The following is a 22,571-nucleotide window of genomic DNA, read 5'->3' as shown; positions in this document are numbered from 1 at the left end:
GATGACGCGACCGATCATCACGAGCCTCCTCGCGCTGCTCGCGCTGGTCGGCGCGATCCTGCTGACCCCCAGGCCCGCCGCCGCGGCGACCGGCCTGCGGGTCAGCGGGACCCGCGTCGTCGAGGCGAACGGCAACGCGTTCGTCATGCGCGGCACCAGCCACGCGCACACCTGGTACCCGGACCGGACGGGCTCGTTCGCCGGCATCAAGTCGCTCGGCGCCAACACCGTCCGGGTGGTGCTGAGCGGCGGCCGGTGGAGCGCGAACTCGGCCTCCGACGTGGCGAACGTCATCTCCCTGTGCAAGCAGAACCGGCTGATCTGCGTGCTGGAGAACCACGACACCACCGGCTACGGCGAGCAGAGCGGCGCGTACCCGCTCGACCAGGCCGTCACCTACTGAATCGGCCTGCGGAGCGTGCTGGCCGGCCAGGAGAGCTACGTCGTCGTCAACCTCGGCAACGAGCCGGTCGGCAACAACGCCGTCACCCCCGCCTGGACGCAGGCCACCTCCGCGGCGATCACCCGGATGCGCGCCGCCGGGTTCCAGCACCTGCTCATGGTCGACGCCCCCAACTGGGGCCAGGACTGGAAGGGGGAGATGCGCGACAACGCGGCCACCGTGTTCGACGCCGACCCGCAGAAGAACACGGTGTTCTCCCTCCACATGTACGGGGTCTACGACACGGCCGCCGAGATCAACGCCTACCTGGACGCCTTCCGGACCGCCGGCCTGCCGCTGGTGATCGGGGAGTTCGGGAACATGCACTCCGACGGCGACCCCGACGAGGACACCATCATGGCCCAGGCTGTGGCCCGGGGCATCGGCTACCTCGGCTGGTCGTGGAGCGGCAACGGCGGCGGCGTGGAGTACCTCGACCAGGTCACGGCGTTCGACGCCACCCGTCTCACCCCGTGGGGCGAGCGGCTGCTCAACGGCGCCGACGGCATCCGGGCCACCGCCCGCGAGGCCACGGTCTACGGCGGCTCCACCGACACGAGCCCGCCGACGGCGCCGGCGAACCTCGCGGCGTCCGGCGTGACGTCCGGCCAGGCCGCCCTGTCGTGGTCGCGGTGTCCGGCACGGTGACGGTCACCACCACCGGCGGCCCGGGCGGCGGCGGCTGCACGGCCACCTACAGCCAGGTCGGCAGCTGGCCGGGCGGCTTCCAGGGCCAGGTCAGCGTCGCCAACGGCACCACGCCGACCACCGGCTGGAGCGTCACCCTGACCTTCGCGGGCGGCCAGCGGATCACCCAGATCTGGAACGCCCGCACCACCCAGACGGCCGGTCCGTACACGATCGTGAACGAGTCGCACAACGGCGCGATCCCGGTCGGCGGGACGGCCACCTTCGGATTCCTGGGCAGCTGGAGCGGCACCAACGCCGCGCCCACGCTGACCTGCGCCCGCACCCCCTGACCTCGGGGGCGCTCACCCCAGGGCCGCGGCGATCTCGGCGAGCAGGGCGTCGAGGTCGCCGCGCAGGCCCGGCTCGACCGCGCCCTCGCGCAGCCGGTCGCCGAGCTTGCGCCGCACCTCCGCCACCCCGCCGCGCGAGGTGACGTGCGCCATCGTCTGGCGCAGGTCCAGCGCCGCGTCGGCCCGGATCCGGCCGGCCGCGGCGCCGGCGCTGAGCTCGTCGTGGAAGCGGTCCAGGGCGTGGGGGAGGGGGCGCGCCGCGAACGAGTATCGCGGCGATGAGGAGACCAGGGGCGCCGCCGCCGGGAGGCCGGCGGCCGTCTCCTGGGGCTGCGGCTCGGCCACCGCCGACGACGGGCCGACCGGCACGTGGGGCGCCTGCTCGGCGGCTCCCGGATCGAGGGGCGGCTGCTCGGCGGCCCGCGGGCCGAGCCACAGCGCCGTCCCCGCGACCGGCGCCAGCGCCAGCACCGCCAGCCCGTAGCGCAGCCTGCGGCGGACCGCCGCGCGGCGCAGCGCCGCGGCGAGCCGCAGCGCCACGTCACCGGCGGTGGGCCGCCGCGCGGGCGACGGGTCGAGGCAGCGCTGACAGAGCGCCGCCAGCTCGCCCGGCACACCCGCCGCGCGCGGGCACGGCCGCGTCCTGCGCGCCCCCTCCAGCTCCTCCCAGGTGGTCTCCGGGTACGGCGGGGCGCCGGTGACCATCTCGAACAGCAGCACCCCGAGCGCGTACACGTCCACGGCCGGATGGACCGGCGCGCCCGCCAGCCGCTCCGGCGAGACGTACGGCGGCGTGCCCCGCTGGTCGTCCGGGTCGCCGATCGGCGCGGCGATGCCGAAGTCCAGCAGCTTCGGCCCGGACCCGGTCAGCAGCACGTTCTCGGCCGACACGTCGCGGTGGACGATGCCCTGCCGGTGCGCCGCCTCCAGCACCCGGGCGATCCGCGCTGCCGTGGCCGCCGCCTCCCGCCACGGCAGCGGCCCCGCCGACAGCCGTTCGGCCAGGGGCACGCCGTCGAGCAGCCGCATCACCACGTACGCCGCGACCCGGCCGCGCGCCGTGACCGTCTCGCCGTAGTCGTAGACCTCGATGGCGTCCGGGTGCTCCAGCCGGGCGGTGGTCCTGGCCTCCCTGCGGGCCAGCTCCCGCTCCTCCTGCAGCACCTTCACCGCGACGAGCCGCTCCAGCGCGGTGTCACGCGCCCGCCACAGCACCGACGTGCCGCCGGAGGCGATGCGCTCCAGCAGCACGTACCGGCGGGCCAGGACGTCCCCCGGCTCATGCTGATGCACGGACGACCAGCTCCGCGGGCAGGATCGGGTTGACCGAGACGGTTCCGGACAGCAGCAGCCGGGTGGCCAGGATGGCCAGCTCCTCCACCGGCTGGCGCACCGTCGTCAGCGCCGGGACCGCCCGCCGCGCCAGCGGTGAGTCGTCGAACCCGATCACCGCGACGTCGTCCGGGACCCTGCGGCCGGCCCGGGCCAGCGCGTTGAGCGCCCCGGCGGCCATGAGGTCGGAGGCGGCGAACACCGCGTCCAGGCCGGGGCAGCGGCGCAGCAGCCACTGCATGGCGTGCGTGCCCGACGGCAGCCCGAAGTCGCCGTACGCGACCGGGACGTCGTCCATCCCGGCCTGGCGCAGCGTCGTGACGAAGCCCTCCAGCCGGTCCTGCGCGGCCGGCAGGGTCGGCGGGCCGGCGATCACGCCGATGGACCGGCGTCCGCCGAGCAGCAGGTGCTCGGCCGCCTGCCGGGCCCCGTCGCGGTTGTCCACGTCGGCGTACGGCACCTTCACGTCGTCGGGCGGCCGGCCGATCCCGCGCACCGGGATGCCGGAGGTGGACAGCGTGATCGCCAGCGGGTGCTGCTTGCGGGCCGCGATCAGCAGCACCCCGTCGGCTCCGGCCGCGAGCGCGGGCAGCGTGCCCGGATCGGCGGGCGGCACGGTCATCACCATCATCGGCAGGCCGAGCTCGGCCAGGACGTCGCCGCTCGCCGACAGGAACCGCGCGTAGTACGGGTCCGAGAACAACCGGTGGAGGTGGTCGCAGACCACCACCGCCACCCCACCGGCCGCCCGCCGCGCGGGAGCGCCGCGCGGCGCCCGATGGCGCACGTACCCCAGACGCGACATCGCGTCGTAGACCTGACGGCGGGTCGACGTGCTGACCCTGACCGTGCCAGTCAATACGCGAGAAGCCGTCGCCTGGGAGACCCCGGCTTCGGCCGCTACCTGTGCGAGCGTGGGCAAATCGGTCACGGCGCACCTCGCCCAAGATCTATTGGGAGCGCTCCCTAAACTACCAGTGTTTCGGGGCTGTTAACAGATGCAGTCACGCTCGCGGTCAGGAAGTGCACGTCAGGGCACACGGGAGAAATCGCGCGCGGTGGCCTCCCCGTGCGCGCCGCTTTTCCGCGCGGGCCGCCTGCTTTTCCGCGAAGGCCGCCCGGCTCTGGCGAGGGCCGTCCGTCCGATCCTCAGCCGAGCAGCTTGCGGGCCGCCTGCTCGATCTCCTCTTCCGACAGCAGCACGTGATCGGCGGCGGCGCCGAGCGGCACGAAGCTGTCGGAGGACGTGACCCGGGCGATCTGCCCCGAGAACCCCGCGTCGACCAGCTCGGCCACGATGCCCTCCGACACCGCGCCGGTGTGGCGGGTCTCGTCGGCGATGAGCACCTTGCCGGTCAGCTCGGCCGAGCGCAGCAGGTCGTCGATGGGCAGCGGCGCGAGCCAGCGCAGGTCCAGCACCCGGCAGCTGTAGCCCTCCTGGGTCAGCCGCACGGCGGCGCGCAGACTCATCCGCACGCCGTTGCCGAAGGTCGCGATCGTCAGGTCGCGCCCGTCGCCGTAGGAGCGCGCCCGGCCGATCGGCACGTGCGTCTCGCTCCAGCGCGAGGGCGGCGTGTACGGCGCCAGCCAGCCGCCGTCGCCGTCCTCGAACAGGTCCTTGGTGTGGTAGAGCGCGATCGGCTCCAGGAACACGCACACCGATCCCTCGGTGCGGGCCGCCGCGAGGCAGGTGCGCAGCATCGCCGAGGCGTCGTCGGGCCGCGACGGCGAGGCGATCACCAGGCCCGGGATGTCGCGCAGCGCGGCCACCGCGTTGTCGTTGTGGAAGTGGCCGCCGAACCCCTTCTGGTAGGCGTAGCCCGCCACCCGCACCACGAGCGGGTTGCGGTAGGCGCCCTTGGAGAAGAACGACAGGGTGGCCGCCTCGCCGCGGATCTGGTCCAGCGCGTTGTGCAGATAGGCGAGGTACTGGATCTCCGGTACGGGCAGCAGCCGCGACACGCCCGACCCGAGCGCCAGGCCGAGGATGGCCTGCTCGTCGAGGTGGGTGTCGAAGACCCGGCCCGCGCCGAACCGCTTCTGCAGGCCGCGGGTCACGCCGTACACGCCGCCCTTCTTGGCGACGTCCTCGCCGAAGACCATCATCTCGGGGTGGACGGCCAGCGCGTCGGCCAGCGTGCGGTTGATCGACTGGGCGAGCGTCATCGGCTTCTCGGCCTCGGGCGGCGTGCCGGCGAAGGCGCGTTCCCGGGCGGACGGGTCGGCGGCGAGCGGGGCGATCTTGGCGATGAGGTCGGGCCGGCGTGGCGCGATCGGCGCCATGATCTCCGCGGCCGAGCCCAGCCGGGGCGCGCGGGTGGTCTCCAGCGCGATGCGCAGCACGTGCTCGCGCGTGGACTCGTACTTCCTGAGCAGCTCCTCGGGGGTGACCAGGCCCGCCTCGACGAGCAGGCGGGCGCCCGCGACCAGCGGGTCGCGCTCCAGGTCGGCGCGCAACTCGCGCTGGGTGCGGTAGGCGACCTCGACGTCGGAGCCGGCGTGGCCCATCAGCCGCACGGTCCTCAGGTGCAGGAACGCGGGGGAGCGGTGGGTGCGCACGTGCTCGGCGGCGCGCACGGCGGCGTCGTGGGCCTCGACCAGGTCGCAGCCGTCGGCGGGGAAGTAGGCGATGCCGGGGCGCCGCGCCGCGGCCTCCACCCAGCCCTTCGGGGTGCGGACGCTGATGCCGATGCCGTTGTCCTCGCAGACGAACAGGATCGGCATCGCCTGACCCTGGTGGGTGGCGTAGGCGGCGGTGTTGAGGCCGGTCAGCGCGGAGGCGTGGTTGACGGAGGCGTCGCCGAAGCTGCACACCACGATCGCGTCGTCGGGCCAGGCCGTCGGGACGCCGAGCGCCCGGCCGCGCTCGACGGCGAAGGCGACGCCGACCGCGCGCGGCAGGTGGCTGGCGATCGTCGAGGTCTGCGGGATGATCGCGAGGTCCGGATGGCCGAACACCTTGTGCCGGCCGCCCGCCACGGGCTCCTCGGCGGCGGCGCACAGCCCCAGCAGGACGTCGCGCAGGCCCTGGTCGGGCAGTCGTCCGGCCTGCTCGGAACGGGTGAGGTAGAAGGCGCCGGAGCGGTAGTGCAGCAGGGCCGGGTCGGTGGGCCGCAGGGCGGCGGCGACGGCCGCGTTGCCCTCGTGACCGGCCGAGCCGATCGTGTAGAAGCCCTCGTCGCGCTCGCGCAGCCAGCGCGCGGCGATGTCGAGGAGGCGGCTGTCGACCTGGCGGTGGAACAGCGTGCGGGCTTGCTCGCCGGTCAGCGGGCTCCCCTCTCGGACGGGACGGCCCGGATCTCTCGCCGGGGCCGCCGTCAGCGCCGCTACCGCTTCGATGAAGTGAGTCTCAACTGTGTCCCGCGCCACAAGCCCGATTATGTCTCCCCGCCGCCGCCCGCGTCTGCCTTCGGCGGTGACATGTTCTGGACCGGTCCGATTGACGGTGATCTATGCGAGTTTGTCAGGTTTATGAACACTGAGGGCTTCCTGTGCGTCTACTGGGGTGAAACGTGGCACCCTCAAACGCCGCGTTGAACCACTGGGGTCTCTGAAAGGAACCCGAATGTTACAACGCATCCGTGCGGCCGCCGTCGTGCTCGCGATGGGAGCCGGGGGCCTGGTCCTGGCCCCGGCCGCCTCGGCCGCCGCGGCACCCGCCATCACCAAGGTGGACGTGGACCCCGGGCCGCCGATCGTGGTCTCCGACAAGGCCGTGACGGCGACCTTCTCGTTCGCCACCAAGGACGCCGGCTCGGCCGAGCTCCAGCTCAAGGCGCCCGGCGTGAGCGCCGGCAGCCCGATCACGCTCACCTCGAAGCCGTTCGGCCAGTGGACCAGGTGGACCGGCACCCGCTCCTTCGAGGCCAAGGACGCCGGCACGTGGAACGTCCTGGCCGTGGCGCACGGCTCGGGCGGCTCGGGAGAGAAGTCCGTCACCGGGACGTTCGAGGTCAGCAAGCAGCTCGACACCAAGATCGTCGACTTCGACGCCGACCCCGACCGCGTCTCCCGCGGTGACACGATCAAGGTCTCCGGCACGCTGCTCGCCGGCGGCAAGGGCTACGCCGGGCAGAGCGTGACCGTCACGTTCCGCGAGCAGGGCACCGACGCCTACCGGCACGTCGCCAAGGCCGCCACCGGCCCCGGCGGCGCCTTCGCCGTCCGCGTCAGGGCCGACGCCACCGGCTGGTGGCGGGCCGAGTTCGGCGGCAACGCCGAGGCCGCGTCCTCCGTCAGCGACACCGACCGGGTGGACGTCCGGGCCGGTGACCGCGACACCGACATCGCCGGCTTCGACGCGTCGCCCGAGCCGGTCGACAAGGGCGACACGCTCCGCTTCACCGGCGCCCTGCGCTCCGACGGCCACGGCGTGCCGGGCCAGCGGGTCGCCATCCTGTTCAAGGCCCAGGGGTCGGACCGCTGGGAGTACGTCACCAGCGACGTGACCGGCCGCCACGGCCGCTTCCTCGCCTCGGCCACGGCCGCCGGGTCGGGCTGGTGGCGCGCCGTCTTCCGCGGCGCCCGCGGCTTCGACGGCTCGGCGAGCGACGCCGACTGGGTGCGGGTGGACCAGCCCACGCCGCCGCCGGCGGAGAAGGCCGGCACGCGCGTCGTCGCGTTCAACGCCTACCCGGAGCCGGTCAAGCGCGGCAAGTACCTGAAGGTCCGGGGCCTGCTGCAGATCGACGACGAGGGCACCTGGGAGGGGTACGCGGGCAAGGTCGCGCTGTACTTCAAGCCCGCGCACGCGCGCTCCTGGCAGTACGTCAAGACCACCCGGTCCGGTGACAGCGGCAAGCTGTGGACCAAGGTCAAGGCGTGGAAGTCGGGCTCGTGGAAGTTCGTCTACGCCGGGGACGGCGACACGTACGGCGACACCAGCCGTGCGGACTATGTGCGCGTCGTGAGGCGGTAGCTCTCACCGGCGCACGACGTGAGGCCCGGGGCGAGAGCCCCGGGCCTCACGCGTGTCAGTTCTGTTCGGGCGCCTTCGCCCCGAGGCTGAGAAGCATGGCCTTGATGTCGGTCATGTCGCTCTCGACTCGCCCGAGGCGCTGGTCCATGGTGTCGAACCGCTGGTCCATGGTGTCGAACCGCTGGTCCATGGTGTCGAACCGCTGGTCCATGGTCTCGAACCGCTGGTCGATCGCCTCGAACTTGCGGTCCATCGCGTCGAACCGCAGGTCGATCGACTCGAAGCGATCACCCATCAACCGGAGCCGGTCCTCGACCGGTCCGAGGCGGAGGTCGATGAGGTCCAGCCGTCGGTTGACGTTCTGGAACCCGGTGCCCATCTTGGTCAGGATGTTGTCTCCGACCATGTCGACGCGGTCGTGCAGGGATCCGAATCGCTCCGCGACAGTCATGTCACCCATGCCGTTCATCGTATGAGCTTCGAGAGCCTTGACCCGGAGCTTCAGGTCTTCGACTTCCATCTGCAGATCGACCATTGGGGGTTCCTTTCGGAAGCGGACTGGGGGGTGAGCGCCCACGCGGAGAAGACTACATTCGGTCACCAGTTCGTCGCACATCGAATCCGAGAACTACTCAGCGCGCCGGAACTGCGCGATGGCGGCCGTCATCAGGGCCAGTCCCAGGGCCGCCACCAGGCCCAGCTCCAGCCCCACCGGCACCTGGAAGTCGAACCAGCGCACCCCCGGGTTGAGGACCGCGTCGACCTGGGCCGGGACGTCCAGGTGGCTGAAGACGGCGTGCCGCATCGGGTCCACCGCGTACGTCATCGGGTTGACCACCGTCAGCACGTGCAGCCATGAGGGCAGGTTGGCCAGCGGGAACATCGCCCCCGACAGGAACATCATCGGCATGATCGCCATCTGCATGAGCCCGAAGAACGTCTGCATGTTCTTCATGCGCGCCGCCAGCGTCACCCCGAACGCGGTGATCGTGAACGCCGCGAGGAACATCTCCGCCAGCAGCGTCAGCATGAGCGACGGCGAGTAGGGCACCCCCACGAGCCCCGCCATGGCCAGGATGACGACGCCCTGGCCGGTGGCGACGAGCGCGCCGCCCAGGCACTTGCCCACCACGATCGCGCTGCGCGAGACCGGCGCGACGAGCATCTCGCGCAGGAAGCCGAACTCGCGGTCCCAGACGATCGAGCCGGCCGAGAACATGCCGGTCATGATGACCGTCATCGAGATCATGCCCGGGTACATGAACGTGCGGAAGTCGACGCCCGGGATGGAGCCGCGCACCAGCGAGCCGAGCCCCGTGCCCATGACGAACAGCCACAGCACGGGCTGCAGCAGCATGGACGCCATGCGGGTGCGGTCGTTGACGAAGCGCAGCAGCTCCCGGTGCAGCACCACCTTGACCGCCCGGAGGTCGTGGCCCGCGCCGCGGGCCGGGATCCGGACGCTGATCGCCTCGGTCGCCATCGTCATCGCCTCGCCATCGTCATCGCCTCGCCATCGTCATCGCCTGGCCATCGTGCGCATCCACGACATCGCGTCGGCGCCCGACTCGGCGTCGCGGATGGTGGAGCCGGTGTAGGACATGAACACGTCGTCCAGCGACGGCCGCGACACGCTGACCGACGTGATGGGCATGCCGAGCTCGGCGAACAGCCGCGGCACGAACTCCTCGCCCGAGGCCACGGCGAACGTCACCGCCCCCTCGCGCACGGCCGCCTCCACCCCGAACCGCTCGCGCAGCGCCGCGATCGCCGCGGCGTCGTCGCCGGTGTGGATCTGCACGCGGTCCTTGCCGACGCTGGCCTTGAGCGCCTCCGGGGAGTCGATGACCACCACCTCGCCGTGGTCGATGATCGCGATGCGGTCGCAGTACTCGGCCTCGTCCATGTAGTGCGTGGTCATGAAGATGGTGATGTCCTCCAGCCGGCGCAGCTCGTTGATGTAGCCCCAGATGGCCGAGCGGGTCTGCGGGTCGAGCCCGACGGTCGGCTCGTCGAGGAACAGCACCCGGGGGGAGTGGAGCAGGCCACGGGCGATCTCCAGGCGCCGCTTCATGCCGCCGGAGAACGTCATGACCTTGGCGTCCTTGCGGTCCCAGAGCGCCACCATCTCCACGACCTGCCGGATCCGGTCGCCGACGACGTTCTTCGGCACGCCGTACAGCTCGGCGTGGAAGCGCAGGTTCTGCTCGGCGCTGAGGTAGCCGTCGAGGGTGGGGTCCTGGAAGACGAGCCCGATGTTGCGGCGGACCTCGTCGCGCTCGCGGACCACGTCGTGCCCGGCGACGAGCGCGCTGCCGCCGGTGGGGTCCACCAGTGTGCACAGCATGCTGATCGTGGTGGTCTTGCCGGCGCCGTTCGGCCCGAGGAAGCCGAACACCTCGCCGGGCGCCACCTCGAAGTCGACGCCCTTGACGGCCTCGACCTTGCCGTAGTTCTTGCGTAAGCCGTGGACGGCCACGGCCGGTCCGGTGCTCATTCAGCCCTCCGCGAGGATCTGGAACATGGACTTGCGTGTCTGCTGGAGCAGCTTCTTGGCCTGCGCGACCTGCCGGTCGTTGGCCGTGTGCGTCAGGTGGGTGAACGCCTCGCCGAGCTGGCCCCACAGCAGCCGCAGCTCGTGGCGGTCCTCAGGGATCGTGCGGGCGACCTCGTCCCAGGGGGCCGAGTCGCGCAGGTGGCGCTCGGCCTGCTCGCGGCCCCGCTCGGTGAGCCGGTACGCGCGGCGGCCCCCGCCCTCCTCGCCGACGATCAGGCCCTCGTCCTCCAGTTGCTGGAGCGCGGGGTAGACCGAGCCGGGGCTCGGCCGCCAGATCCCGCGGCTGCGGGACTCGATGTCCTGGATCATCTGGTAGCCGTTCTTCGGCTCCTCGGCGAGCAGGCTGAGCAGCGCCGCGCGCACGTCGCCGCGCCGCACGCGGGGCGCCTCGCCCTCCCAGCCCGGCGGGATGCCGGGAAGGTGCAGATGCGGCGGTGGCGGCGGTGGCGGCCCCGCAGGGCCGGGCGGGCCTGGCGGGCCCGGGTGGCCATGGTGGCCGTGGTGGCCGGGGTGCCGGCCCGGGGGCATGGGCGGGAACGGCGGATGGTCGCGCCAGTCATGGGGGTCGAACGTCATCATGATCCTCTCCAACTATCGAGATACTGTGACGATATATCTAGATAGTTGGCAGGACAATGCCCTATGTGTCGCAAGCCCGACAAAAGGCGGCGGTGTTAGCGGACGTTAACAGCGGCGTCGACGGCCGCCCGGGCCATCGCGCGCAGCAGCGGGCGCATGTCGCGCGCCGGCAGCTCACCCGCGCTGTGCGGGGTCGAGTTCAGCAGCCCGAAGACCGCGTGGGTGGCGGCGCGCAGCCGGGCCGCCGGGCAGCCCGGGTGCAGCTCGGCCAGCACGGTCACCCACTCCTCGACGTACAGGCGCTGCAGCCGGCGGATCCGGCGCCGGTGCGGCTCGGGCACGTTGCCCAGCTCCCGGTCGTGCACGGTGATCAGCGCCGGCTGCTCCAGGGCGAAGGTGATCTGCACGTCGAGCAGCGCGTCCAGCGTCTCGGCCGAGGAGGCGGCCGGTGTCGCGACGGAGGTGACGACGGCCGCGGCCGACTCGCGCAGCCGCGAGCTGACGTCGAGGAGCATCTCGGCCAGCAGCGCCTCCTTGCCCGCGAAGTGCCGGTAGAGGGCGGGGCCGGAGACGCCGACCGCCGCGCCGATGTCCTCGATCGACACCCCGTGGAAGCCTCGGGCGGCGAACAGCCGGGCCGCGGCGTCCAGGATCTCGGCGCGCCGGTTGCCGCGATTGCGGGTAGGGGTACGGGCGATCGTCACGTCTCACATGCTAGACGGTTACGTTAACGGTGACTAACATCTCGACCAGGACGAGAGGGGAGTCATGAGCGACTGGCCCGTGCTGAAGTCGTCCGCCGACCCCGGTGGCGAGGACTTCAAGCACAATGCCGAGCACAACGAGCGGCTCGCCGCCGAGCTGCTCGACCGGCTCGCGACCGCGGCGCAGGGCGGCCCGGAGCGGGCGCGCCGCCGCCACGTCGAGCGCGGCAAGCTGCTGCCGCGCGACCGGGTCGACGGCCTGCTCGACCCCGGCTCGCGCTTCCTGGAGCTGTCGCCGCTGGCCGCGAACGGCCTCTACGACGACCAGGCGCCGGCCGCCGGCATCATCACCGGTGTCGGGCGGGTCTCCGGGCGCGAGTGCGTGGTCGTGGCCAACGACGCGACGGTCAAGGGCGGCACGTACTACCCCGTCACCGTCAAGAAGCACCTGCGCGCGCAGGAGGTGGCGCTGCACAACCGCCTGCCCTGCGTCTACCTCGTCGACTCCGGCGGCGCCTTCCTGCCCAAGCAGGACGAGGTCTTCCCCGACCGCGAGCACTTCGGCCGCATCTTCTACAACCAGGCCACGATGTCCGCGCAGGGCATCCCGCAGATCGCCGCGGTCCTCGGCTCCTGCACGGCGGGCGGCGCGTACGTGCCCGCCATGAGCGACGAGGCCGTCATCGTCCGCGACCAGGGCACCATCTTCCTCGGCGGCCCGCCGCTGGTGAAGGCCGCCACCGGTGAGGAGGTCAGCGCCGAGGAGCTGGGCGGCGGCGACCTGCACGCCCGGGTCAGCGGCGTCACCGACCACCTGGCCGCCGACGACGCCCACGCGCTGGCCATCGTCCGCGACATCGTCTCCACGCTCGCGCCCCGCGCGCCCCGGCCGTGGCCGGTGAGCGCGCCCGAGGAGCCCCGCCACCACCCGCGCGAGCTGTACGGCATCGTGCCCGGCGACACCCGCCGGCCCTACGACGTGCGCGAGGTCATCGCGCGCGTCGTGGACGGGTCGCGGTTCCTGGAGTTCAAGGCCGAGTACGGCCCGACGCTCGTCACCGGTTTCGCGCACGTCCACGGCCACCCCGTCGGCGTCGTCGCCAACAACGGCATCCTGTTCAGCGAGTCGGCGCTGAAGGGCGCCCACTTCATCGAGCTGTGCGACCAGCGCGGCATCCCGCTGGTGTTCCTGCAGAACATCAGCGGCTTCATGGTGGGCAAGGCGTACGAGGCGGGCGGCATCGCCAAGCACGGCGCCAAGATGGTCACGGCCGTCTCCTGCGCCCGGGTGCCGAAGTTCACGGTCGTCATCGGCGGCTCGTTCGGCGCGGGCAACTACGCGATGGCCGGGCGGGCGTACTCGCCGCGGTTCCTGTGGATGTGGCCGAACGCCCGCATCTCGGTCATGGGCGGCGAGCAGGCGGCCAACGTGCTGACCACGGTCGGCTCCGCCGACGCCGACGCCGTCCGCGCCCAGTACGAGCACCAGGGCAACCCGTACTACTCGACGGCCCGGCTCTGGGACGACGGCGTGATCGATCCGGTCGACACCCGCACCGTCCTCGGCCTGGCCCTGTCCGCGGCGGCCAACGCCCCGCTCGAACCCGTCCGCTACGGCGTCTTCCGGATGTGACCGCGCGCATGAGTCCTTCGCTGTTCGACACCGTCCTCGTCGCCAACCGGGGCGAGATCGCCGTCCGGGTGATCCGGACGCTGCGCCGGCTGGGCATCGCGTCCGTGGCCGTGCACACCGCGTCGGACGCGGGAGCGCGGCACGTGCTGGACGCCGACCAAGCCCTCCAGATCCCGAAATATCTGGATATGGAGGCGATTGTCGCGGCGGCCCAGGCGTCCGGCGCCCAGGCCGTCCACCCCGGCTACGGCTTCCTCGCCGAGAACGCCGCCTTCGCCCGCCGCTGCGCCGAGGCCGGGCTGGTCTTCGTCGGCCCGCCGCCCGAGGCCATCGACGCCATGGGCGACAAGATCCGGGCCAAGGCCACCGTGTCGGCCGCCGGCGTGCCCGTCGTCCCTGGCGCCGCCGAGCCCGCCGAGTCGCTGGCCGGCTGGGCCGACTTCCCGGCCCTGATCAAGCCGTCCGCGGGCGGCGGCGGCAAGGGCATGGTGCTGGTCCGCTCGGCCGCCGAGCTGCCCGAGGCCATCGCCTCGGCCCGCCGCACGGCCCGCGCCGCGTTCGGCGACGACACGCTGCTCATCGAGCGCTACGTGGCCAACCCCCGCCACATCGAGATCCAGGTGCTGGCCGACGCCCACGGCGGCGTCGTGCACCTCGGCGAGCGCGAGTGCAGCCTCCAGCGCCGCCACCAGAAGATCGTCGAGGAGGCACCGTCGCCGTTCGTGGACGAGAGCCTGCGCGCCCGCATGGGCGCGGCGGCCGTCGAGGCGGCCCGCGCGGTCGGCTACACGGGGGCCGGCACGGTCGAGTTCATCGTGGACGGCACGACCGGCGAGCACCACTTCATGGAGATGAACACCCGTCTGCAGGTGGAGCACCCCGTCACCGAGCTGGTCACCGGCCTCGACCTGGTGGAGCTCCAGCTCCGGGTGGCGGCGGGCGAGCCCCTGCCCTTCGGCCAGCAGGACGTCCGGCTGCGCGGCCACGCCGTGGAGGCCCGCGTCTACGCCGAGGACCCCGCGCGCGGCTTCCTGCCGACCGGCGGGCGCGTCCTCGCCCTGCGCGAGCCCGAGGGCGAGGGCGTCCGGGTCGACTCCGGCCTGTCCGAGGGCATGGTCGTCGGCAGCGAGTTCGACCCCATGCTGGCCAAGGTGATCGCGTGGGCCCCGTCCAGGGACGCGGCGCTGCTGCGCCTGGACCAGGCGCTGGCCCGCACCGCCGTGCTCGGCCTCACCACGAACGTGCCGTTCCTGCGCGCCCTCGTCACCCACCCGGCGGTCCGCTCCGGCGCGCTCGACACCGGCCTCGTCGAACGGGTCCTGCCCGACCTGCCGCTCGCCGGCGAGCCGCCCGCCGAGGCGCTGGCGGCCGCCGCGCTGGCCTTCCACGCGCTGCCCCAGGGCGCGGACCCGTGGGAGGTCACCGACGGGTGGCGGATCGGCGAGCGGGCCTGGACGACGTGGCGGCTGGAGTCGCGCGGCGGGGTGCACGCCGTCCAGGCGCGCGGCCTGCCGTACGAGGCGGCCGAGGTGCGCGTGCCCGGCGGCCACCCTGACGACCACCCCGGCGACCGCCCTGAGGACCACCCCGGTGACCTGTCCGACGGCGCGGCCATGCCCGCGCGGATCCGGCGCGACGGCTCCCGCCTGTCCGTCACGCTCGGCGGGCGCACCGGCCACTACGCCTGCGCCCGCGACGGCGACACGCTCTGGCTCGGCCGCGACGGCTCCGCCTGGGCGTTCACCCGCCACCTCATCGGCGACCCCGGCGACCGCCCCGGAGCGGCGGGCACGGGCGACGGCGTGGTCCGCAGCCCCATGCCCGGCACCGTGCTCGTGGTCAAGGTCCAGGCGGGCGACCTGGTCGCCGAGGGGGAGCCGCTGCTCATCGTGGAGGCCATGAAGATGGAGCACACCGTCACCGCCCCGCTCGCGGGCCGCGTCACCGAGCTGCCGGCCCAGGCCGGCCGTCCCGTCGACATGGACGCCGTCCTCGCCGTCGTCACGCCCGGGGAGGAGTCGTGATGCGCCGGCCGTACGGGCTGGAGGGCCTGCCCCACCAGGTCACCGTCTACGAGGTCGGCCCGCGCGACGGGCTGCAGAACGAGGCCGCGGTCGTCCCCGTCGAGGCGAAGGCGGAGTTCGTCGCGCGCCTGGCCGGCGCCGGGCACAAGGTGATCGAGACGACCAGCTTCGTCCACCCGAAGTGGGTGCCGCAGCTCGCCGACGCCGAGGAGCTGCTGGCCCGGGTCGAGCGCCGGCCCGGCGTCCGCTACCCGGTGCTGGTGCCGAACGAGCGCGGCCTGGACCGGGCGCTGGCCATGGAGGTGGACGAGATCGCCGTCTTCGCCAGCGCCACCGAGACGTTCGCCGCCAAGAACCTCAACCGCAGCCTGGAGAGCCAGTTCGACATGTTCGAGCCGGTCGTCGCCCGCGCCGTGGCGGCGGGGGTGCGGGTCCGCGCGTACGTCTCCATGTGCTTCGCCGACCCGTGGGAGGGGCCGACGCCGATCCCGCAGGTCGTCGAGGTGGGCGAGCGGCTGCTCGGGCTCGGCTGCTACGAGCTGTCGCTCGGCGACACGATCGGCGTGGCCACGCCCGGTCACGTCACCGCGCTCATCGAGGCGTTCGGCTCGCCCGACCGGCTCGCCGTCCACTTCCACGACACGTACGGCCAGGCGCTCGGCAACACGCTGACCGCGCTCCGGGCCGGCGTGACCACCGTCGACGCGTCCACGGGCGGCATCGGCGGCTGCCCGTACGCCGAGTCGGCCACCGGCAACCTCGCGACCGAGGACCTCGTCTGGATGCTCGACGGCCTCGGCGTCGAGACCGGCCTCGACCTCGGCAAGCTCGTGGAGACCAGCACCTGGCTGGCCGGGCTGCTCGGCCGCCCCAGCCCGTCCCGCGTCGTCCAAGCCCTCTCGAAAGGCTGACCACCCATGCTGACCGGCGAGTACGAAGAGCTGCGCAAGACCGTCGAGGCGTTCGCCCGCGACGTCGTCGCCTCGGTGATAGGCGACCACTACGAGCGGGAGGAGTTCCCGTACGGCATCGTGCGGCAGATGGGCGCGATGGGCCTGTTCGGGCTGCCGCTGCCCGAGGAGTACGGCGGCATGGGCGGCGACTACTTCGCCCTCTGCCTGACCCTGGAGGAGCTGGCCCGCGTCGACTCCAGCGTGGCCATCACGCTGGAGGCGGCGGTGTCGCTGGGCGCCATGCCGATCTACCGGTTCGGCACGCCCGAGCAGCGCGAGGAGTGGCTGCCCAGGCTGGCCACGGGCGAGCTGCTGGGCGCGTTCGGGCTGACCGAGCCGGGCGGCGGCTCCGACGTGCCGGGCGGCATGCGCACCACGGCCGTGCTCGACGGCGCCGAATGGGTGATCAACGGGACGAAGGCGTTCATCACGAACTCCGGCACCGACATCACCGGCGTGGTCGCCGTCGCCGCGCTCACCGGCGAGCGGGAGATCTCCACGATCCTCGTGCCGAGCGGCACGCCCGGCTTCACCGTGTCCAAGAAGTACTCCAAGGTCGGCTGGAACGCCTCCGACACCCGGGAACTGGCCTTCAGTGACTGCCGGGTGCCCGCCGCCAACCTGCTCGGCGAGCGCGGGCGCGGCTACGCCCAGTTCCTGCGCACCCTCGACGAGGGGCGCGTCGCCATCGCCGCCATCGGCGTCGGCCTCGCGCAGGGCTGCGTGGACGAGTGCCTGCGCTACGTCCGCGACCGCCGGGCCTTCGGCCACCCGATCGGCCACTACCAGGCCATCCAGTTCAAGATCGCCGACATGGAGGCCCGGGCCCACACCGCACGCCTGGCCTACTACCACGCCGCCGAGCGGATGCTGGCCGGGCAGGCGTTCAAGAAGGAGGCGGCCATCGCCAAGCTGGTCTCCTCGAACGCCGCCATGGACAACGCCCGCGACGCCACGCAGATCTTCGGCGGGTACGGGTTCATGAACGAGTTCCCCGTGGGCCGCTTCTACCGCGACGCCAAGATCCTGGAGATCGGCGAGGGCACGAGCGAGGTGCAGCGCATGCTCATCGCCCGCCAGCTCGGCCTCGGCGACCTCTGACCCGCGCGGCCCGCGGCCCGCGGCCGTCAGCCGGGGCGGCCGGCGCGGGCGAACCACGGCTGGTGGGCGCCGCCGAACGGGTCCTGACGGGAGCCCACGGCCGTCATCAGCATGGCGGCCGTCTCCTCCGCCCTGGCGATCACCTCCGCCGGGTAGCCCAGCAGCACCTGGTGCTCGGCGAACTCGTCCTCGTCGTCCAGGAACAGCCGCCCGTCGCGCATCCGGATGACGTCGAGGTCGAGGTCCACCATGGTCACCTCGGTGACCTCGCCCTCGCGCCACTCGGGCACCGTCGTGACGTCCACGTACACGTCGGTCCGGTGCGGCGGGACGTGGAAGCTCGCCGTCCACCACGCGTCACGCGGGAACAGCATGACGATCCCGGTCTCCCACCTGACCGGCGGGTCCGTGCCCTTGCGGGCCAGGGTGCCGTCGGGGACCCCGACCCACACGCCGTGCTCGTCCTCGCCGAGCAGCGTCCCCCGGTGGTGCCAGTGCAGCGCGCCCCCGTACTTGCGGTAGACCACCATGATCTCGCTCACGCCCGGAACGCTAACCCAAGGCCCGCGCCCCGCCCAGGGCAGGGGGTGACGTACGGTCGGATCATGACGCCGATCGACACCGTGGGGACGGCAGGGGAGCTGGTCGTCAGACGGGCCACGGAATCCGACGCCGACGAGCTGTTCGGGCTGGCCCGGGAGTTCGCGCTGACGTTCCGGCCCGAGCGGGCCGCGTTCGACGCGGCTCTGCCGCGGCTGCTGCGCGACGAGGACGCGCTGCTGATCACCGCCGTGATGTGCGGGCGGGTCGACGGCTACCTGCTGGGGTTCGCGCACCTGACCCTGTTCGCCAACGGGCCGGTGGCCTGGGTGGAGGAGGCCATGGTGCGCCGCGGGTCGAGGCGGCAGGGCATCGGGCGGGCGCTGCTGGAGGAGTGCGAGCGGTGGGCCCGCGCCCGCGGCGCCCGGTACGTGTCGATGGCCACCCGGCGGGCGCCGGAGTTCTACCACGCGCTCGGCTACGAGGAGTCGGCCGCGTTCTTCCGCAAGATGCTCAGGTAGGAGCGTACGGGGCGGGCTCGTCCTGTCGGAGGCGGATGGCATCCTGTAGGGCGTGACGATCCACACGGTGAGCCCCCTCTTCGTCGGCCGGGCGGGTGAGCTGGCCGCGCTCGGCGACGCCCTCTCCCGCGCCCGCGCGAGATCGTCGTCCACCGTGCTCGTCGGCGGCGAGGCGGGCGTGGGCAAGACCCGGCTGGTCAGGGAGTTCACCGCCCGGGCCGGAGACGCGCTGGTGCTGGTCGGCGGCTGCCTGGAGCTCGGCACCGACGGCCTGCCGTTCGCCCCCTTCAGCGCCGTGCTGCGCGGCCTGGTGCGCCAGCGCGGCCGCGACGGGATCGCCGCGCTCGTGCCCGGCGGCACCACGCGCGGGCTGGCCCGGCTGCTGCCCGAGTTCGGCGAGCCCGACGGCGACGGCGCCGAGGCCCGGGCCAGGCTGTTCGAGCAGGTGCTCGGGCTGCTCGAACGGCTGGCCGAGGACCAGCCGGTGGTGCTCGTCGTCGAGGACGCCCACTGGGCCGACCGCTCCACCCGCGACCTGCTGTCGTTCCTCGTCCGCTACCAGCGTTCCGACGCGGGCCTGCTCATCGTCGTCACCTACCGCACCGACGAGCTGCGCCGCACCCACCCGCTGCGCCCGCTGCTGGCCGAGCTGGGCCGGGTGGGCTGGGTCGACCGGATCGAGCTGCGCAGGCTCACCCGGCGCGAGGTCGTGAAGCAGGCGGCGAGCATCCTGGAGCGCGAGCCCAGGCCCGCCGACATCGAGCTGATCTACGCGCGCAGCGAGGGCAACCCGCTGTTCGTCGAGGCGCTGCTCAGCGAGGCCGGCGGCGGCCTGTCGCTGCCCGAGTCGCTGCGCGACCTGCTGCTGGCCGGCGTCGAGCGGCTGCCCGAGGAGACCCAGGAGCTGCTGCGCGTGGCCAGCGCCGGAGGGCAGCACATCGAGCACGCGCTGCTGTCGGCCGTCTCCGGCCTCGACGACGCCGAGCTGTCACGCGCGCTGCGCCCGGCCGTCGCGGGCAACGTCCTCGTCGTCGACGGCGAGGGCTACTCCTTCCGCCACGCGCTGATCCGCGAGGCCCTCCACGACGACCTGCTGCCCGGCGAGCACACCCGCCTGCACACCCGTTTCGCGCAGGCGCTGGAGCGCGATCCGTCCATCCTGCCCGCCCCGCGCGGCGCGATCGAGCTGGCCCACCACTGGCACTCCGCCCACGACGCCACCTGGGCGCTGGTCAGCGCCTGGGCGGCGGCGGCCGCCGCGCGCAAGTCCACCGCCTACGACGAGCAGCTCCGCATGCTGTCGCGGGTGCTGGAGCTGTGGGGCCAGGTGCCCGACGCCGCCGAGCGCATCGGCGCCGACCACGTCGAGGTGCTGTCCCAGACCGTGACGGTCGCCCATCTGGCGGGCGAGTACGAGCGCGGCATCGCCCTGGCCGGGGCGGCCATGGCCGAGCTCGACCGCGACGCCGAGCCGATCCGGTCCGCCGTCCTGCTGCGCAAGCGCGGCATCCTCCGCTACGACGCGGGCCGCTTCGGCCACATCGACGACCTGCGCCAGGCGGCGGCCCTGACGGCCGACGGGCCCTCCCGGCTGCGCGCCCGCGTCCTGGAGAACCTCGCTCGCATGCTGCACACCAACGACGTGTGGGACGAGAAGATCGCCACCGCCGAGCAGGCCATCGCGCTGGCCCGCGAGGTGGGCGACGCCGCCTGCGAGGCCCACGCCCTGATCGCCCTCACCTGGGCCCGCGCCCGCGACTACGCCCGGTCCGAGGACCACCTCGGCGGCTTCGCCGAGGCCCGGCGGCTGGCCCTGGGGGCCGACGCCTTCAACGCGCTGCTCGGCTGCGCCATCTCCGAGTCCGACACGCTGGAGGGCGCGGGCCTGCACGAGCGGGCGGCCCGGGTGGCCCGCGACGGCGTCGCCGAGGCCGAGCGGTACGGCGTGGCCCGCACCTCGGGCGCGTTCCTGTCGATCAACCTGGCCGAGCCGCTGCTGTCGCTCGGCCGCTGGGACGAGGCCCTCGACGTCATCGAGCACGCCCTCGACCTGCTGCCCCCGCCGCCGCACCAGGCCAGCCTGCAGGGCTTCAGCACCGACATCGCGCTGGCCCGCGGGCAGCTCGACCGGGCGGAGGAGTCGTTCGAGCGGGCCCGCTTCGTCCTGTCGCGCGGCGTCTTCCGCGACCAGAACGTGCTGCCGCACGCCGGCCGGGAGGTCGCCCTGCTGCTGGCGCGCGGCCGGCCGGACGACGCGCGGGAGGCGGCCGTGCGGGCCCTGCGGGAGCACGCCGAGGGCGCCGGGCCGCGTTACCTGTGGCCGCTGCTGGTGACGGTCGCCCGCATGGGCGGGCCGCTGCCGCCGGAGGCCGTGGAGGTGGTGGCGCGGATGGAGGTCCAGGGCGCCCTCCAGCGGGCCCACTGGCTGACGTTCACGGCCCTGACGGGACCGCGGCACGCGGACGGCCCGGCGGCCGTCGGCGTCGGCGGTGCGCGGGACGGTGGTGCGGGTGGCGGTGCGGGCGTCGGCGGTGTCCGTGACGGTGGTGCGGGTGGCGGTGCGGGCGTCGGCGGCGTCCGTGACGGTGGTGCGGGTGGCGGCGAGGGCGTCGGCGGCGTCCGGGACGGAGGTGCGGGCGTCGGTGGCGGTGCCGACGCCGCGGGTGCGCGGGCTCTCGGAGGCGGCGGCGAGGGGGACCTCGCGTGGCGGCTCAAGGCGTGGGACGAGGCCGTGGCGGCCTGGGCGGCGCTGCGCCAGCCGTACTCGGAGGCGCTGGCCCTGGCCGACGCGGCTCGCGCGGCGCTGGCGTGCGGCGAGCGCCAGGAGGCGGCGGCCCGCGTGGCGCGGGCCCGCGAGCTGGCCGAACCCCTGAAGGCCGCGCCCCTGCTCGACCGGCTCGACGCCATGCTGGGCCGCCCCCAGGCCGCCCCGGGCCGGTCACGGGCCGGCGGCGCCGACGGCGCCCCGGTCGGAGCGCCGCTGGGGCTGACGGCCCGCGAGCTGGAGGTGCTCCGGCTCGTCACGGCTGGGCGCAGCAACCGCGAGATCGCCGGCGAGCTGGTCATCGCGGTCAAGACGGTGAGCGTCCACGTGTCCAACATCCTGGCCAAGCTGGGGGTCGCGTCCCGGGGAGAGGCCGCCGCCACGGCCCACCGCCTCCGCCTCTTCGACGGCCCGCGGTAGCCCTCAGGGCACGGCGCAGCGCTCGGGAGAAGGGCTCAACGCTCGGGAGAACGGCCTCCCGACGTCCCTCCCTCGGACAGGGTGCGTGGGTCAGGCCGAGGGCGGGTCCTGCCACCAGTCGAGCACGCGGAGCGCGCGGAGGGTGTTCCAGCGGCTCGGCCTGCCCACGCCGTCCTCGACGGCGAAGTGGACGCGACCCGGATGGACGCGGTCGAGCGGCCAGCGGCCGTCGGGCCGCCGCTTCGAGCGGACGATCTCCACGGCCTCCGCCAGACGGGGATCCGGCCCGGCGTCCGACCGCCTGAAGTAGTCCAGCGCGCGCAGCACGTCGTGGTGCCAGTAGTACGGGAAGGCGAAGTCGAGATACGCCGCGTCGGCGACCTCGCCGGTGCTCCTGCGGCGGAACAGGCCCCGTTCGAGCAGGTACTCCTCCCCGCCGCGCCGCGCCTCGCGCACCTCGGCGGAGCCGCCGGTCGCGCGCTCGAACGCGAGCAGCCCGTCCAGGACGTTGACCGTCGTGTGGAACGACGAGCGCACGGACCCGTTCTCGGCCTCGCAGTTCCACCCGCCGTCGGGGAGCCGCTCGCCGACGATCCGCTCCACGATCGCCGAGACGTCCACCCCGAAGTAGGCGCCGGTCTCGATCGTCCGGCCGTTGATGCACGGCTCGACCTCGCCGTCGAAGTAGCGCTGCCCGGCGTGCTCCCACCGTCCGTGCTCGGCGACGCGCGAGATCGCGCGGCGCGCCGCCTCCGACGCCGGGTCGAGCCCGAGGATCTGCAGGGTCTGCAAGGTGTGCATCGTCGCCGTCCACGGCTGCCCCGGCTCGTCGCCCGGGTAGGAGGCGGGGAAGCAGGCGCCGCCGTCCCACAGGCCGTCGGCGCCCTGCAGCGTCAGGAGACGAGCCCCCCAGCCCTCGTGCTCCACGCGCGCCCGCTCCGCGGCGACCTCGCCGGGCGAGGCGGGCGTGAGATCGCGCAGCACCTGCCAGCGGATGGCCGGGTCGGACGCGAGCAGCCAGTCGATCACCCTCATCGCCGCACCCTAAGCCATCCGTGACGAGGGATTCAACGCGCCACGGGAGGAGCTCCCCGGACGCGGCT

The 22,571-nt window shown here is 73.5% G+C and carries 18 protein-coding genes and 1 pseudogene; 9 read left to right on the top strand and 10 right to left on the bottom strand.

Going from position 1 to position 22,571, the window contains the following annotated elements; all coding sequences use genetic code 11:
• Window position 1: 1 nt before the first annotated feature.
• Together HT134_RS48165 and HT134_RS44875 are read left to right on the top strand one after the other, a co-directional pair.
• Window positions 2–1,090, top strand: a pseudogene (locus tag HT134_RS48165) (glycoside hydrolase family 5 protein).
• Entirely contained in the window at window positions 1,075–1,422 is a 348-nt protein-coding gene (locus tag HT134_RS44875) for a cellulose binding domain-containing protein (protein WP_217708501.1), read from the top strand. Before HT134_RS48165 ends, HT134_RS44875 begins: the two are co-directional and overlap by 16 nt.
• Window positions 1,423–1,434: 12 nt before the next feature.
• Here HT134_RS44875 and HT134_RS28430 read toward each other — a convergent pair whose 3' ends face one another.
• The 3 genes from HT134_RS28430 to HT134_RS28420 all read right to left on the bottom strand — a co-directional run bounded on the left by HT134_RS28430 (window position 1,435) and on the right by HT134_RS28420 (window position 6,123).
• Window positions 1,435–2,715, bottom strand: a complete 1,281-nt coding sequence (locus tag HT134_RS28430) for a serine/threonine-protein kinase (protein WP_175603545.1) — start codon at window positions 2,713–2,715, stop codon at window positions 1,435–1,437.
• A complete protein-coding gene (locus HT134_RS28425) occupies window positions 2,702–3,685 on the bottom strand; it encodes a LacI family DNA-binding transcriptional regulator (RefSeq protein WP_175603544.1) in 984 nt (327 codons plus the stop codon). The genes HT134_RS28430 and HT134_RS28425 overlap by 14 nt, the downstream gene beginning before the upstream one ends.
• Before the next feature lie 218 nt (window positions 3,686–3,903).
• Window positions 3,904–6,123, bottom strand: a complete 2,220-nt coding sequence (locus tag HT134_RS28420) for a thiamine pyrophosphate-dependent enzyme (protein ID WP_175603543.1) — start codon at window positions 6,121–6,123, stop codon at window positions 3,904–3,906.
• Window positions 6,124–6,319: 196 nt separating this feature from the next.
• Between HT134_RS28420 and HT134_RS28415 the strand changes: the two genes are divergently transcribed.
• Window positions 6,320–7,672 (top strand): hypothetical protein, encoded by a 1,353-nt coding sequence (locus HT134_RS28415; RefSeq protein ID WP_175603542.1) that lies wholly within the window; start codon window positions 6,320–6,322, stop codon window positions 7,670–7,672.
• A gap of 55 nt (window positions 7,673–7,727) precedes the next feature.
• Here the strand turns inward: HT134_RS28415 and HT134_RS28410 are convergent, their stop codons facing one another.
• The 5 genes from HT134_RS28410 to HT134_RS28390 all read right to left on the bottom strand — a co-directional run bounded on the left by HT134_RS28410 (window position 7,728) and on the right by HT134_RS28390 (window position 11,512).
• On the bottom strand, window positions 7,728–8,207 hold the full coding sequence (locus HT134_RS28410; protein ID WP_175603541.1) for a hypothetical protein: 480 nt from the start codon (window positions 8,205–8,207) through the stop codon (window positions 7,728–7,730).
• A gap of 93 nt (window positions 8,208–8,300) precedes the next feature.
• Entirely contained in the window at window positions 8,301–9,161 is an 861-nt protein-coding gene (locus HT134_RS28405) for an ABC transporter permease (protein WP_175603540.1), read from the bottom strand.
• A 30-nt stretch (window positions 9,162–9,191) separates the two neighbouring features.
• Window positions 9,192–10,169, bottom strand: coding sequence for an ATP-binding cassette domain-containing protein (locus HT134_RS28400; RefSeq protein WP_175603539.1), 978 nt, complete (start codon window positions 10,167–10,169; stop codon window positions 9,192–9,194).
• Complete coding sequence (locus HT134_RS47160; RefSeq protein ID WP_175603538.1) at window positions 10,170–10,808, bottom strand: PadR family transcriptional regulator; 639 nt, start codon at window positions 10,806–10,808, stop codon at window positions 10,170–10,172.
• A gap of 95 nt (window positions 10,809–10,903) precedes the next feature.
• Window positions 10,904–11,512, bottom strand: coding sequence for a TetR/AcrR family transcriptional regulator (locus tag HT134_RS28390; protein WP_175603537.1), 609 nt, complete (start codon window positions 11,510–11,512; stop codon window positions 10,904–10,906).
• 64 nt (window positions 11,513–11,576) lie between these two features.
• On the opposite strand from HT134_RS28390, the gene HT134_RS28385 reads away from it, so the two are divergent.
• The 4 genes from HT134_RS28385 to HT134_RS28370 are packed head-to-tail and all read left to right on the top strand — an operon-like array spanning window position 11,577 to window position 17,223.
• Window positions 11,577–13,145, top strand: coding sequence for a carboxyl transferase domain-containing protein (locus HT134_RS28385; RefSeq protein WP_175603536.1), 1,569 nt, complete (start codon window positions 11,577–11,579; stop codon window positions 13,143–13,145).
• A gap of 8 nt (window positions 13,146–13,153) precedes the next feature.
• The gene (locus HT134_RS28380; protein WP_175603535.1) at window positions 13,154–15,169 is read left to right on the top strand and encodes an acetyl/propionyl/methylcrotonyl-CoA carboxylase subunit alpha; all 2,016 of its coding nucleotides are present in this window, start codon (window positions 13,154–13,156) and stop codon (window positions 15,167–15,169) included.
• Complete coding sequence (locus tag HT134_RS28375) at window positions 15,169–16,080, top strand: hydroxymethylglutaryl-CoA lyase (protein ID WP_175603534.1); 912 nt, start codon at window positions 15,169–15,171, stop codon at window positions 16,078–16,080. Before HT134_RS28380 ends, HT134_RS28375 begins: the two co-directional genes overlap by 1 nt.
• A gap of 6 nt (window positions 16,081–16,086) precedes the next feature.
• Entirely contained in the window at window positions 16,087–17,223 is a 1,137-nt protein-coding gene (locus HT134_RS28370; RefSeq protein WP_175603533.1) for an acyl-CoA dehydrogenase family protein, read from the top strand.
• Between the two features lie 26 nt (window positions 17,224–17,249).
• Here the strand turns inward: HT134_RS28370 and HT134_RS28365 are convergent, their stop codons facing one another.
• On the bottom strand, window positions 17,250–17,765 hold the full coding sequence (locus HT134_RS28365) for a DUF402 domain-containing protein (RefSeq protein ID WP_312888503.1): 516 nt from the start codon (window positions 17,763–17,765) through the stop codon (window positions 17,250–17,252).
• Window positions 17,766–17,828: 63 nt separating this feature from the next.
• Here HT134_RS28365 and HT134_RS28360 point away from each other — a divergent pair, with 63 nt between their 5' ends.
• Both HT134_RS28360 and HT134_RS28355 read left to right on the top strand, forming a co-directional pair.
• Window positions 17,829–18,284 (top strand): GNAT family N-acetyltransferase, encoded by a 456-nt coding sequence (locus tag HT134_RS28360; RefSeq protein ID WP_175603532.1) that lies wholly within the window; start codon window positions 17,829–17,831, stop codon window positions 18,282–18,284.
• A 52-nt stretch (window positions 18,285–18,336) separates the two neighbouring features.
• The gene (locus HT134_RS28355; protein ID WP_312888502.1) at window positions 18,337–21,468 is read left to right on the top strand and encodes a helix-turn-helix transcriptional regulator; all 3,132 of its coding nucleotides are present in this window, start codon (window positions 18,337–18,339) and stop codon (window positions 21,466–21,468) included.
• Window positions 21,469–21,558: 90 nt separating this feature from the next.
• Here the strand turns inward: HT134_RS28355 and HT134_RS28345 are convergent, their stop codons facing one another.
• Window positions 21,559–22,503 (bottom strand): hypothetical protein, encoded by a 945-nt coding sequence (locus HT134_RS28345; protein ID WP_175603531.1) that lies wholly within the window; start codon window positions 22,501–22,503, stop codon window positions 21,559–21,561.
• Window positions 22,504–22,571 lie beyond the last annotated feature (68 nt).

Origin of the sequence: Nonomuraea rhodomycinica, assembly GCF_013363995.1 — a bacterium.
Classification (GTDB): domain Bacteria; phylum Actinomycetota; class Actinomycetes; order Streptosporangiales; family Streptosporangiaceae; genus Nonomuraea; species Nonomuraea rhodomycinica.
This window is presented reverse-complemented; position numbering and strand designations above follow the sequence as displayed.

Bases quoted from the DNA above. Each gene is read 5' to 3' on its own strand.
- HT134_RS28415 (WP_175603542.1), top strand. From the start codon at position 6,320: ATGTTACAACGCATCCGTGCGGCCGCCGTCGTGCTCGCGATGGGAGCC.
- HT134_RS28410 (WP_175603541.1), bottom strand. From the start codon at position 8,207: ATGGTCGATCTGCAGATGGAAGTCGAAGACCTGAAGCTCCGGGTCAAG.
- HT134_RS28405 (WP_175603540.1), bottom strand. From the start codon at position 9,161: ATGACGATGGCGACCGAGGCGATCAGCGTCCGGATCCCGGCCCGCGGC.
- HT134_RS28400 (WP_175603539.1), bottom strand. From the start codon at position 10,169: ATGAGCACCGGACCGGCCGTGGCCGTCCACGGCTTACGCAAGAACTAC.
- HT134_RS47160 (WP_175603538.1), bottom strand. From the start codon at position 10,808: ATGATGACGTTCGACCCCCATGACTGGCGCGACCATCCGCCGTTCCCG.
- HT134_RS28385 (WP_175603536.1), top strand. From the start codon at position 11,577: ATGAGCGACTGGCCCGTGCTGAAGTCGTCCGCCGACCCCGGTGGCGAG.
- HT134_RS28380 (WP_175603535.1), top strand. From the start codon at position 13,154: ATGAGTCCTTCGCTGTTCGACACCGTCCTCGTCGCCAACCGGGGCGAG.
- HT134_RS28375 (WP_175603534.1), top strand. From the start codon at position 15,169: ATGCGCCGGCCGTACGGGCTGGAGGGCCTGCCCCACCAGGTCACCGTC.
- HT134_RS28370 (WP_175603533.1), top strand. From the start codon at position 16,087: ATGCTGACCGGCGAGTACGAAGAGCTGCGCAAGACCGTCGAGGCGTTC.
- HT134_RS28360 (WP_175603532.1), top strand. From the start codon at position 17,829: ATGACGCCGATCGACACCGTGGGGACGGCAGGGGAGCTGGTCGTCAGA.
- HT134_RS28345 (WP_175603531.1), bottom strand. From the start codon at position 22,503: ATGAGGGTGATCGACTGGCTGCTCGCGTCCGACCCGGCCATCCGCTGG.